We start from the raw sequence: 13016 nt of genomic DNA, 5'->3' as shown, positions 1-13016 counted from the left end.
GCCGGGGTTCAAAGATCAGCACATGCCTCTGCCGGCGGGGCAACCACGCAGTCCAACGCGCATGCACGCCTGACCTATGTCATTTCCAGCACGCGACTGAGCCGCTATCGTTGCGCAAATAATCTGGCAAATGCATATGAAGCCTGTCTTATTAATTATCGCCTACCTTGTTGCTGTCACGCTGCCACTAACCCTTTCGTGGCTGCTCGGCTTTCCGCCGCGTGCCTTTCATCTCGAACTTGCCTCTGGGCTTGGAATCCTCGCGTTTTCAATCATTTTGATGGAATTCGTCCTGTCCGGCCGTTTCAGGGCGATATCGCGCGGCGTCGGCATGGATGTTACGATGCGGTTTCACCAGATCACGGCGCGGATTGCGCTCGCGTTTGCCATGTTGCACCCCTTTTTGTTCCAAGGCGCGTTTTCTGGCGCCCCGCGTCCGTGGGACCCAAGCCGTGAATTGACGATCACCACTGATTTCAGTGCCCTTTCCACCGGCATTTTGGCCTACCTTCTGCTTGCCAGCTTTTTTCTGCTGGCAATCGGACGCACTCAGCTGGACTATAAATACGAGACATGGCGCCTAATGCACGGGATTGGCGCAGTTCTGATTGCAGCGCTTTTGCTGCATCACACGATCTATGCAGGGCGCTACGGCTCACAACCCGTGATGATCGTACTTTGGTTTACCATGGCGGGGCTTGCGATCGGGTCGCTGATCTACGTCTATCTGCTCAAACCGTTGCGGGATCAGGCCCGCAAATGGCGTGTGCAGTCCGTCACCCAGCTGACCCCGAAACAATGGGAGCTGGCCGTCACACCCGATGGTCATTCCGGGCTTAACTACACGGCAGGGCAATTTGCTTGGTTGAATGTGGGCCATAGCGCCTTCTCGATCAAAGAACACCCCTTCTCGATTGCCTCTGCGCCAGCCGCCGGGCCGCAGATTTCTTTCATGATCAAAGAGCTTGGCGACTTTACCAGTACCATCGGCCAGATCACGCCCGACACGGTCGCATATCTTGATGGCCCATATGGCAGCCTGTCCGTTGATGGGCGCAGCGAACCCGGCGTTGGCTTGATTGCTGGCGGAGTGGGGCTGGCCCCGCTTTTGGGGATATTGCGGCAAATGCGCCTGACGGATGATCCCCGCAAAATCAAATTGATTTATGGCAACCGGTCGCAGACGCAAATCGCCCACAAAGACGAACTGGACGAAGTAGACGTGACCTATGTGTTGTCTGAACCGGCAGATGATTGGCAGGGCGAGACAGGGTTCATTGATCCACCGCTTCTGGATCGTGTTTTCTCGGACGCGGAAATCAAGAACTGGGTCTTTGTCATGTGCGGACCACCCATCATGATGGATATTGTAGAGGACTATCTGATCAAACGCGGCACCCCATCTGACCGCATCCTGTCAGAGAGGTTTGTATATGATTAAGACATTTCGCCACTCAGGCCTGCGGCAGCGCGTTTCCATCGCGCTGTATTTGGTCGGTTTCATACTGTGCGTCATCTTGCTGGCGTTTGCTCTACGGTAGCGCAGCGTTCCGCAGGCAAGCTGGGGCATATCGGGCCGGAAACGACATGCGCGTGTCGTGGCTGTGCGGGCACAAGGCGAGGTAGCGGGCATAGGTAGCCCCATGCGCATGCTCATTTCCTTTACCGCTCTTTTTCTATCGGTGGCCCTGCTTCAGCTATCGTCTGGTGGCGTTGGCCCGCTCGACGCCCTCACCGGGCTGAATGCAGGCTTTTCTACAGCAGAGGTCGGCTTCTTGGGGTCGGCCCATTTCTTTGGCTTCTTCATCGGTTGCTGGTGGGCGCCGCGTTTGATGGGCGATGTCGGCCACAGCAGGGCCTATGCCAGCTTTACCGCGATGGGCGCCATCGGGTTAGCCGCACATGTATTAACGCAAGACCCATTGATCTGGGCGTTGTTCCGCGTGGCCACCGGGGTCTGTGTTGCGGGTTGCTACACGGTGATCGAAGCGTGGCTGCAAGCCAAGGTCACGAATGAAACACGCGGGCGGGCCATGGGCAGCTACCGGATTGTGGATGTCTGTGCGTCACTTGTTGCGCAATTCATGATCGGGGCACTGGCCACGGTCGAAACCTATATCGCCTACAATCTACTGACCATACTATGCTGCGCATCTTTGTTGCCGCTGGCGGTCACCAAAATAGAACAACCGATCACGCCCCGCGCCACCCGGCTGCGCCCCGGCCTTGCGTGGGCCTGTTCACCGCTTGGGGTCGCCGCGGTCCTTGTGGCCGCGCTGTCCAGCGCATCATTTCGGATGGTCGGCCCCGTCTATGGCCAGGAGGTCGGGCTGACACCCGACCAGATCGGCTATTTTCTGGCGACCTATGTAGCCGGCGGGGCCATCGCACAATACCCGATGGGCTGGCTGGCCGACAAATACGATCGCCGCTGGGTCATGATAGGATTGTCCGTTGCTGCCGTTCTCGCCTGCGTCGTGACTGTGGTCGCGTCGGGGAATGGCGCGAACAGCGTCTATCTGGCAGCGGTCTTTTTCGGATGTACGACATTCCCCATATATTCTGTCGCAACAGCGCACGCCCATGATTTTGCGACCACCGAACAGCGTGTCGAACTATCGGCAGCGATGATGTTTTTCTATGCAGTTGGCGCCATTGCGGCCCCCTACGGCACGGCACAATTGATCGACAGCTTTGGGCCATCGTCCCTGTTCTATGCGCTATCTGCGGGGCATGTTCTGCTGATTGTCTTTGGGCTACGACGGATGCGTGTGCGCGCCACGCCCGATGCGCGCACGGCCTATGTCTACGCGCCGCGCACCAGCTTTTTTATTGGGCGGCTTCTGCGGCGCAGCCGCGAGCGTGGCCCTTAAAAGTTGAACAGAACGCCAATCCGGGCCGTGGTTGCATCCGGCACATTGTCACTGCTCATGTTGTCGCGAATGAACTCGGCGCGCAGGATCGTCCAGTCGCTATAGTCGCGCTGCACACCCAATCCAAAATTGACGCCATCTTCGCTGTCGTCTGCCAGCCCATAGCGGGTGAAACCCGCAGCCCCCAGAACTTCGTAATCGCCCAGATCATAAAGGCCAATCGCGCGAAAACGGGTCGTGTCGTAATCTGTGTTTCCGCCCAAGGGAACGCCTGCTTCGGCCTCGACCCCATAGGTCAGGACGTCACGGCCAAAGGTCACGCCCGCGATGCCGGAAATGGCGGTTTGCGAGTCGCCCTCGGTCGGGCTGGCATAATCCAACGAAAATCCAGCGTGGAATTCCTGCGCCCATGCCGCGGTCGTGGCCCCGGTTGCGGCCATTGCCAGCGCGCCTGCTGCCAAGAGATGCTTCATTTTGTTGCCTCGTATCTTTTCTTGTTTGATTACTCTCATCGTACACAACAATTGATTCGTTGACCAGCGCGAACAGGTGCCTGACCCAGTGTGACATCTGCGGGTTTGATCTGCCCGCAAAGGAAGGATAGAGGAAAGGCCAGACTAATTTCTTGCGCAGGACAGACATGGCCCGTCATCTGATCACTTCCGCCATTCCCTATATCAACGGGATCAAACATCTGGGCAATCTGGTGGGCAGTCAGTTGCCCGCCGATCTTTACGCCCGCTACCTGCGCCAGCGCGGGCACGAAGTTCTCTTTTTGTGCGCCACCGATGAACATGGCACACCCGCCGAGCTGGCTGCGGCCAAGGCAGGCAAGCCAGTGGCGGACTATTGCACCGAAATGCATGATGTGCAGGCAAATATCGCCGAAGGTTTCGGGCTGTCCTTTGACCATTTCGGGCGGTCGTCCAGCCCGCAGAACCATAAGCTGACCCAAAGTTTTGCAACGCGTCTGGCCGAGGTGGGGCTGATCAAGGAAGTGACTGAAGAACAGGTTTATTCCGTCGCCGACGGCCGTTTCCTGCCCGACCGCTACATTGAGGGCACCTGCCCGAACTGCGGGTTCGAGTCCGCGCGCGGCGACCAGTGCGACAATTGCACCAAACAGCTGGACCCGACCGACCTGATTGATGCCCATTCGACCATATCCGGCGCGACCGATTTGCAAGTGCGCGAAACCAAACATCTGTATTTGCGCCAATCCGAATTGAAAGATGACCTTGCCGCGTGGATCGACAGCAAGAAAGACTGGCCGATCCTGACCACGTCCATCGCCAAGAAATGGCTCAATGACGGCGACGGTCTGCAAGACCGGGGGATCACCCGCGATCTGGATTGGGGCATTCCGGTGATGAAAGGCGATCAGGTCTGGCCTGGGATGGAAGGCAAGGTGTTCTATGTCTGGTTTGATGCGCCCATCGAATATATCGCCTGCGCACAGGAATGGGAGGACGCGGGCAAAGGCACAGACTGGGAACGCTGGTGGCGGACCGACAAGGGTGCCGACGATGTGACCTACACCCAGTTCATGGGCAAGGATAACGTGCCGTTTCACACGCTGTCCTTCCCCGCGACCATCCTTGGCAGTCAGGAACCGTGGAAACTGGTCGATTACATCAAGTCGTTCAATTACCTCAACTACGATGGCGGTCAGTTCAGCACCTCGCGTGGGCGCGGCGTATTCATGGATCAGGCGCTGGAGATTTTGCCCGCGGATTACTGGCGCTGGTGGTTGCTAAGCCATGCGCCTGAATCGTCGGACGCGGAATTCACATGGGAGAATTTCCAGACCGATGTGAACAAGGACCTCGCGGATGTGCTGGGCAACTTCGTCAGCCGGATCACGAAATTCTGCCGGTCCAAATTTGGCGAAACAGTCCCCGAAGGCGGTAACTTTGGTCCTGCCGAAGAACAGCTGATCGCGGACCTGACAACCCGCATCCGCGCGTTCGAGGGGCACATGGACGCTATCGAGGTCCGCAAATCCGCAGCGGAACTGCGCGCGATCTGGGTGTTGGGCAATGAATACCTGCAAGCCAACGCGCCATGGACAACCTTCAAAACCGACCCGGAGACTGCGGCGATGCAGGTGCGGCTGGCCCTGAACCTGATCCGGATTTATGCGGTGCTCTCTGCATCATTCATCCCGGACGCTTCGGCAAAACTGCTGTCGGCGATGCAAACCGATGATGACAGCTGGCCCACGGATGTCAGAGCAGCCGTGACCGCGCTGCCCGCTGGCCATGCTTTCACGGTTCCGGAAAACCTGTTCCGCAAGCTAACTGACGAAGAGCGCGAAGAGTGGGCCGCGCGCTTTGCAGGAACACGGGATTAAGGGCAGATTTGCAGATCGGCTACGCAAGGGTCATACTACGCCTCGATTGCAGCGGTACTGCGAAAGAACATCGCCTGACTGATGGCGGACTCGACCTGCTCTTCGGTATAGGGTTTGGTGATGACAAACGCGGGTTCCATGCGCTCCCCCGTCAGCAGCAGTTCGGGAAAGGCCGTGATGAAAATCACAGGGATTTCCGCAGCTGCCTCAAGAATCTCGTTAACTGCATCAACACCGGATGATCCGTCGGCCAGTTTGATGTCGGACAGGATCAAATCAGGCAGCTCACCCTGTGCAAGTGCCACCGCTTGCGACCGGGTCGGCGCTGTGCCTGTCACGTGGTGCCCCAGATCCGTGGTGATGTCATCCAGATCCATGGCGATCATCGCCTCATCTTCGATGATCAACACGCTGCCTTTGACGTTTTCCCTGATTTCATTGCGTGCCTGCAAAATCAGATGGTCGGCGTCATCAACTGACAAGCCCAAAATCTCTGCCACCTCTGGCACGGTGAATTCTTCATTGGCATGGAGCAACAACGCCTGACGGGCCTCTGACGTCAGCTTGCGCAGATAGGACTGGGCGACAGCCGCCTTCAGCTCTGTTTCAATGACCGCGTCAAATGCATCACTATGCCAGACCGACATGAACGCTTTGAACAGTCTGATTTTTGGCGTCGATGCATCCTCACCCGCCTGCTCCCCATCCATAATTGCCTGCAAGGCCCGCAGTGCAAACCAATCCCCTTTGGCCTGCTCACCGCATAACGCGCGCGCATATCTGCGCAGAAAAGGAAGATCGGCAGCCAATGCTCTGGAGATGTCTGGACTTACCTGCGCACGCCTCATAATAACATCCTATACCTGAATTCATGGAACTTAACACAACCCTATGGCGTTTATCTCGTAGGTTGTTACAATAATCCAGCCCCCTCCAATGGGAATTTTTGATGTCGAAAGCGCCGAAGAAACCAAGTGTCGAGCGTATTATCGACGAGAACCTGCGCAGGGTTTACCAACGTATGGTCAAGGAGGACGTGCCCGACCGCTTCATTGATATCCTCAACCAGCTTCAACAACGCGAGCAGGGCAAAAGAAACGATCCGGAGCAAGACGGATGAGCAATATGCTTGGCCGGCCCGATCCCCGCGATGCCATCCTACAACACTTGCAGGAGATGCGCGCATTTGCGATGAGCCTCACGCGGAATCCGTCTTCTGCTGACGATCTTGTTCAGGATTCAATCGTCAAAGCATGGCGTAAGTTTCACCAATTCGACCAGACAACAAATCTGCGCGCCTGGCTCTTTACGATTGTTCGAAACACTTTTTATTCGGACTTGCGCAAGTCACGGCGCGAATTGAGCAACATCGAAAATACCGATGTGGAAGAGTACAGCGACGGTGGCGGGACCGACCAGATAATCGCTGTGATGGACTTCGAAAAGGCCTTTTCAATATTACCGACAGAGCAGCGCGAAGCGCTTACGCTTGTTGCAGCATCTGGGATGTCCTACGAAGAGGCTGCAGCAACATGCGGTATCGCGATTGGCACGATCAAAAGCCGGGTCAACCGCGGCAGGAAGCGATTGGCCGATATATTGGAGCGTAATGGGCTTTCAGACATTGGCTAAAGCGTTCGGTCTTTCACCTGTGGCTTCAGATACAGGCGAAACGCCCATTACACACCAACTTTGCAATGCGTTTCCCGAAAAGCTGCAAACCGGTCATTGCCGCTCACATGCGCATTGATGATCTTGCGGGACAGTCGGCTGATTTCGATATCGATGCAGGAAATGTGGCAAAAGAGTGGCGCTCTTGGCGCGAACTCCCTATCGCGCCGACTGAAAAGTACAAAATTTATGCAAATTGGTGCCGATAGTTGCGCACGCAATGGTTGCAACAACGAGTCAGGCCTGATTTCCCAGTTGACGCTACAAAATGCGAAGCACTCACGCCCATGATTTCGGCTCGGCGAGGGGCAAACGCATGCCAAGAGAGCATGTTATGTCATTGATTTTGAGAGATTTATCAAAAATTATAGGTCTACGCTGCTTTGAAGAGATATCCAAATTCGCAACAATTCCCTCATTTCGCACGCGTTTGCCCCATTTTGCACACAATCGGACCGCAATCACGTGGTGATTAGGCGGCATTAAGAAAAACGTCTCGAATTGAGTCAACGTTGAGTTTTCAACTTGCCGTTGACGGGTAGAAATGAACGGAGAGTGAAGAAATGAAAACCACGATGAGCTGTAGCGCCAGAGCGCTCGCTTCAATCGCTTTCGCAGCGACGATGATTCTCCCCTCTGCGATGAGCGCGGGCGAAATCCAGCTGACATCAAGCGATGGCACTGTGAACATGCGCGGTGAATTCATCGCGTTTGAAGATAACGCATACATCATCGGCACAGCCCTTGGTGAACTGCGGGTCTCTGCAAGCCGGGTAAGCTGCGCTGGCGACGATTGTCCCCAGCTTGAAGTCGCAACTGCTGACGTCAGAATTGCCGGGTCAGACACAGTTGGGCTTGGTGTCATGCCACTTCTTCTTGAAGGTTACTCCGGTGCACTTGATGCGGCCGCAACGATCGGAAACACGTCAGTGAACGGTGAAATCCTTGCCAGCATCGTTGCTGAGCAGGGCTTTGGCGACGAGGTTGCAACGTTCCTTGTGTCGTCCACGGGGTCAAGCGATGCCTTCTCCAACCTCTTGGATAAATCCGCAAAGGTCGGCATGTCATCCCGCCGCATCACCCCAAACGAAGCGCGCGAACTGCGTGACAACGGGGCAGGCAATATGATTGCCCCTGATCAGGAACACATCATTGCGGTGGACAGCCTGATCGTCATGGCACATCCATCCAACCCGATCACCGAACTGAGCACAGACCAGCTGCAAGGGATCTACACCGGCCAGATCACCAACTGGTCCGAAGTGGGCGGTGCAGATGCCCCCATCAATCTGGTTACGCGCGCGTCAGGGTCCGCTACGAGGTCGGTGTTTGAACAGCGGGTTTTTGGTGGTGATGCCCCAAGTGTCGCAGCCAATGCCATCATCGCAGAAACCAGCAGTGAAGCGTCACAGATTGTCAACGAAGACCCCAACGCGATCACTTATGTGGGCTACGCATTCCAACGTGGGGCAAAGCCGCTCACCCTGATCAACGAATGTGGAATCCGGATGACGCCTGATGCATTCTCTGCACGCACGGAAGAATACGCATTGCAGCGCCGTCTGTATCTCTACAACCGTGCAGACAACATGGACCCAGCGACAAAGGGCTTGCTTGATTTCGCCACATCAGACGCGGCCGACAACCTGATCGGCAAAGCTGGCTTTATCGGCTTCGGTGTAGACCGCCGCGAGCAATCGCCAGAAAGCGCACGCGGTCTGATGCTAAGGGACCCCGATGCTGACCGCTACGAAGCAGGCTTTATGCGTGATATGCTGGACACCATGGTGGATTATGACAGGCTTTCCACCACCTTCCGTTTCCGGACAGGCTCTGCACGGTTGGACGAACGTGGCCGGATCGATATGGGACGCCTTGTCGATTATCTTGCTACCCAGCCGTCCGGCAGCGAAGTTCTGATCGTTGGTTTCACCGATGATGTGGGCCAGTTTGACGGCAACCGCCAACTCTCTGAAGTCCGCGCCGCACAGATCCTGCAAGAGCTTCAGACCGCTGGCGGCGACCGGATCAGCGAAATCAGCCTGTCGTCCGTAGGATACGGTGAAATCGCACCTTCAGGTTGCAATATAAGTGACGAAGGCCGTCGCATTAACCGTCGTGTCGAAGTCTGGATCAAGAACCCGGCCTAACCCGCCAGCTTCGGATTTTGAACAGACCGGGTCAGGACGGCGAAGCCTCAACATCAAGATAAAATCTCAGATTGACAGGATTTCGCCCTCCCGCCCCGACACGATAGAGGAATGACAATGTCAAAGTTACAAACACAACTCAGAAAGAGCGTCGCACATTGCGTCTTTGCTATCCGCAACGGGCTTGGCGTGTTGACGATCGCCACGCTTGGTCTGGCCTCGGCCGCTTCTGCACAGAATTTTGCGACTGACGTCGGCTCGAGCGAGCGGATCAACCTTGCAGGCCAGTTGGGCACACTTAGCCAGCGGATCATCGCGTCAGCCTGCAATCTGAATGCGGGTATCGCCGTGCGCGAAAGCAACGCTGTCTTGCAGATTTCGGCCAACCAGTTTGAGCGGATCAACGATGCCCTGCTATACGGTAACCGCGGTTTCGGCATTCTGGGCGAAGAAAGCCGCCCCCGGACGCTGCGCGCGGTTTCGGAACTGGCTGACGTCTGGCAGCCATTGCAGCGAGAAGCCCTGACCGCCGAAGTTGGCGCAAATCAGAGCGACATGATTGCATCAATCGCCGTCCAGTCCGTCCCTGTGCTTGACGAGGTGAACATCCTCGTCAGTGAAATTACTGCGCAATATGCTGATCCGGTGGCGCTTTTGCACGCAGATGCCCTGCTGATCGACATCGCTGGCCGCCAACGAATGCTGGCGCAACGCATGTCAAAGAACGTCTGCCTGATTACATCTGGCATCGAAGTCGAAGCCGCCCGCGAAGAGCTGGCCGCCACGATTGAACTGTTCGATACATCGCTTTCAGCTCTTCGCAACGGTCTGGAAAGCGTGGGCGTCCGTCCACCGCCAACCAAACGTATCGAAGAAGGTCTTCAATTCGTTGTAGACGAGTGGACTGCCATCCGCCCGGTCCTTGACGCGACCCTGATCGGGACCCAATTGGACGAAAACACACGGACCCGTCTGTTTGGTGCTTTCCTCGGTATGGAAGCACGCATGAACAACGTGGTGTTCATGTACGACAAAAATTCGAAGCTCGGTCTGTAAGCCCCGACCACATCAACTCGAATAAGAGCGTTGCGCAAGCAGCGCTCTTTTTATTTTGGACAGCCCCGATTTGCCGGGCAGGGAAACCCTTGTCCCCTTTAAGGCCGCAAAAAAACGCCAGCACAAAAGCCCTTAGCCAAATTAGTAAGATGCTAATATTTCCTCGCTATGGCTCGTAGCAAGTGAAATCACGGGTTCTCTCTCATGCAGAATGAATTAAAGAAGAAGCTGGATCAATTTGATCTGAACGATTGTAACTATCTGAAGGAAGTAGGCCGGCATTTGCTTCCCCAACTGCAATCAGTTCTTTCCAGATTTTACGAGCGCGCACTCAAAGACCCCGAAACCACGAAGTTCTTTGCTTCGAAGGATAGGGTGGACGCTGCGCGGAGTGCCCAGCACAAACACTGGGAACGCCTGTTATCAGGTGACTTTGGTTCAGAGTATGTAGCGTCGGTAGAAAGGATTGGCCGCACCCATGCCCGGATCAACCTACCGCTTGATACGTATTTGTCAGCTTACGCTTGTGCCGCATCGCATTTGACCGAGCTTTTGATGGAAAAACTCTCCGGCGGCCTGTTCCGCCGAAAGAAACGGAATAGCAGCAAGATTGTCAGCGCTCTGCAACGTGCGCTTCTGCTGGACATTGAACGGGTCGTCGACATCACCTTCACCGTTTGGGGTGAGGAACAGAAAAAAGCCTTTGACGCACTGGATTCCGCAATTATGGAACTTGCCAACGGAAATCTGGCACATGTTATCGCTGGCCCAGATGAAAGCGATTACCCGGTCAGGTACGATGCGGTCAGGGTAAAATTCAATGCCGCGACCAGTCAATTGGGCGAGGTCATTGAAAACCTTGTCATCTCTATGAGCGACTTGCGCAGCATGATCGCCGAGATCACGCAAGCCACCGATGAATTGTCAAGACGGACGGTCAGTCAGGCCGCATCACTGGAAGAAACTGCTGCTGCGTTGAGTCAGCTCACGGAAAGCGTTTCTTCATCTTCTGAAAACACAAAGGCAACCAACGAAGTCGGTCGCAAAGCGCAAGGAGAGGTAACCGAAGGCGCTGCTCTTATTGGTAATACCGCCGATGCGATGCACACGATTCAAAGCTCCTCTGACAGCATTTCACAAATCACGGTTCTTATTGACGATGTCGCCTTTCAAACCAACCTGCTGGCCCTGAACGCCGGGGTCGAAGCTGCCCGTGCAGGCGAGGCTGGCAAAGGATTTGCTGTCGTAGCCTCGGAAGTCAGATCATTGGCCGTTCGAACCTCGGATGCCGCACGCGATATCAAGAAACTTATCGAAGAAAGCGGCGCAACCGTTGGGCAGGGTGTCGCTCTGATTGAAAAAGCAAAAACAACATTCGCCGATATCGTCACCCGCTTTGAAGAGGTGTCTGATCTTACCGGTAATGTTGCAGCAGCATCGGTAGAACAGTCGCAAGGACTGTCTGAGATAAACGTTGCCATCGCCGAAATGGACAAAATCACACAAATGAACGCAGGCATGGTCGAGAAAACGATTTTGGCAATGCAAACGATGGAGAATAAGTCAACAGAACTGCAAGATCTGGTTTCGAACCTCAGATATGCCGGGTCTGAACATGACGCGGACCAGTCATTTGAACGGGCTGCCAGAGCGGGTCATGCAGCCTGAAGTACGACAATTTTGTGCTGCCCACCTTGCACTCCGATGCGCAACGAAAAGCTTGTTTGTTGCGCTTGCTATGTATTGAACAGAAAATGCATCACATCACCGTCCTTGACGATGTACCCTTTGCCTTCCGCGCGCATCTTGCCCGCTTCCTTTGATGGACCCTCACCGCCAAGGCTGACGAAATCATCATAGCCAATGGTTTCTGCCCGGATGAAACCACGTTCGAAATCACCGTGAATGACGCCCGCTGCCTGAGGAGCAGAGGTGCCTTCCTTGATCGTCCATGCCCGCGCCTCCTTTGGGCCGACGGTGAAATAGGTTTGCAGATGCAGCAGTTCGTAGCCCGCGCGAATGAGACGATCTAAGCCTGCCTCTTCCAAACCCATTTCGGCCAGAAACATCTCGGCCTCGTCAGCGTCAAGCTGGCTGATTTCTTCCTCGATCCGGGCCGAGATGACGACATGTGAATTGCCCTGTGCGGCAGCCATTTCCGCAACACGCGCCGATTGGCTGTTGCCCGTCCCTGCGCTATCCTCTTCGACGTTGCAGACGTAAAGCACCGGCTTCGTGGTCAAAAGCTGGAGCATTTTCCATTGCTTGGCGTCGTCGGCATCAACGTCAACCGTGCGTGCGGGCTTGCCATCTTCCAGCGCTGCTTGTGCCATTTCCAGCAGGCGCACCTGTTGTACCGCCTCTTTGTCACCGCCACGCACTTTGCGTGTCAGGTTTTGCAGGCGCTTTTCAATACTCTCAAGATCGGCAAGCATCAGTTCCGTCTCGATCACCTCGGCATCTTCGACAGGGTCAACCCGGCCTTCAACGTGGGTAATATCGTCATCTTCGAAACAGCGCAGCACATGGGCAATCGCGTCGCATTCACGGATGTTGGCCAAGAACTGGTTACCCAGCCCCTCACCTTTTGACGCGCCTTTCACCAGACCGGCGATATCAACAAAGGTCATACGCGTGGGAATGATCTGCTTTGAACCGGCAATCGCTGCCAGCTTGTCCAGTCGCCCATCCGGAACGGCGACATCGCCCACGTTGGGCTCGATCGTGCAAAAGGGGAAGTTGGCCGCTTGCGCCGCTGCTGTTTTGGTCAGCGCATTGAACAGGGTCGATTTGCCCACATTCGGCAGACCCACGATACCCATTTTGAAACCCATGACCGGTACTCCTTTGACGTTTGGCATGCTTTAGGCCGCGCGGGCACACATCGCAAGCAGACTTGCGAAAAAGCGCAAA

The 13016-nt window shown here is 55.5% G+C and carries 11 protein-coding genes; 8 read left to right on the top strand and 3 right to left on the bottom strand.

The features are described from left to right. Positions 1–136 precede the first annotated feature (136 nt). Together C8N45_RS16975 and C8N45_RS16970 are read left to right on the top strand one after the other, a co-directional pair. Positions 137–1441, top strand: coding sequence for a ferredoxin reductase family protein (locus C8N45_RS16975; RefSeq protein WP_168769513.1), 1305 nt, complete (start codon positions 137–139; stop codon positions 1439–1441). Between the two features lie 202 nt (positions 1442–1643). Beyond that, a complete protein-coding gene (locus C8N45_RS16970; RefSeq protein ID WP_108387454.1) occupies positions 1644–2873 on the top strand; it encodes an MFS transporter in 1230 nt (409 codons plus the stop codon). Here the strand turns inward: C8N45_RS16970 and C8N45_RS16965 are convergent. Beyond that, positions 2870–3346 carry a hypothetical protein gene (locus tag C8N45_RS16965; RefSeq protein WP_108387453.1) on the bottom strand — a complete coding sequence of 159 codons (477 nt, stop codon included), beginning with the start codon at positions 3344–3346 and terminating at the stop codon, positions 2870–2872. The genes C8N45_RS16970 and C8N45_RS16965 overlap by 4 nt on opposite strands. Positions 3347–3513: 167 nt before the next feature. Between C8N45_RS16965 and metG the strand changes: the two genes are divergently transcribed. Continuing rightward, positions 3514–5226, top strand: coding sequence for a methionine--tRNA ligase (metG, locus tag C8N45_RS16960; RefSeq protein WP_108387452.1), 1713 nt, complete (start codon positions 3514–3516; stop codon positions 5224–5226). A 35-nt stretch (positions 5227–5261) separates the two neighbouring features. Here the strand turns inward: metG and C8N45_RS16955 are convergent, their stop codons facing one another. Beyond that, complete coding sequence (locus tag C8N45_RS16955; protein ID WP_108387451.1) at positions 5262–6074, bottom strand: response regulator; 813 nt, start codon at positions 6072–6074, stop codon at positions 5262–5264. A 101-nt stretch (positions 6075–6175) separates the two neighbouring features. Here C8N45_RS16955 and C8N45_RS23310 point away from each other — a divergent pair, with 101 nt between their 5' ends. From C8N45_RS23310 to C8N45_RS16930, 5 genes are all read left to right on the top strand, one after another. Continuing rightward, complete coding sequence (locus tag C8N45_RS23310; RefSeq protein ID WP_168769512.1) at positions 6176–6346, top strand: NepR family anti-sigma factor; 171 nt, start codon at positions 6176–6178, stop codon at positions 6344–6346. Further along, positions 6343–6858: a sigma-70 family RNA polymerase sigma factor gene (locus C8N45_RS16950; RefSeq protein ID WP_245882718.1), complete on the top strand. Its 516-nt coding sequence runs from the start codon at positions 6343–6345 to the stop codon at positions 6856–6858. Before C8N45_RS23310 ends, C8N45_RS16950 begins: the two co-directional genes overlap by 4 nt. A 662-nt stretch (positions 6859–7520) precedes the next feature. Continuing rightward, positions 7521–9047, top strand: a complete 1527-nt coding sequence (locus C8N45_RS16940) for a phosphate ABC transporter substrate-binding/OmpA family protein (protein WP_168769511.1) — start codon at positions 7521–7523, stop codon at positions 9045–9047. A 117-nt stretch (positions 9048–9164) separates the two neighbouring features. Further along, positions 9165–10103, top strand: coding sequence for a type IV pili methyl-accepting chemotaxis transducer N-terminal domain-containing protein (locus C8N45_RS16935; protein ID WP_168769510.1), 939 nt, complete (start codon positions 9165–9167; stop codon positions 10101–10103). Positions 10104–10307: 204 nt separating this feature from the next. Next, positions 10308–11771, top strand: a complete 1464-nt coding sequence (locus C8N45_RS16930; protein WP_211095482.1) for a globin-coupled sensor protein — start codon at positions 10308–10310, stop codon at positions 11769–11771. 68 nt (positions 11772–11839) lie between these two features. Here C8N45_RS16930 and ychF read toward each other — a convergent pair whose 3' ends face one another. Beyond that, positions 11840–12937 carry a redox-regulated ATPase YchF gene (ychF, locus tag C8N45_RS16925; RefSeq protein WP_108387447.1) on the bottom strand — a complete coding sequence of 366 codons (1098 nt, stop codon included), beginning with the start codon at positions 12935–12937 and terminating at the stop codon, positions 11840–11842. Positions 12938–13016 lie beyond the last annotated feature (79 nt).

This window comes from Yoonia sediminilitoris, assembly GCF_003058085.1.
Classification (GTDB): Bacteria; Pseudomonadota; Alphaproteobacteria; order Rhodobacterales; family Rhodobacteraceae; genus Yoonia; species Yoonia sediminilitoris.
This window is presented reverse-complemented; position numbering and strand designations above follow the sequence as displayed.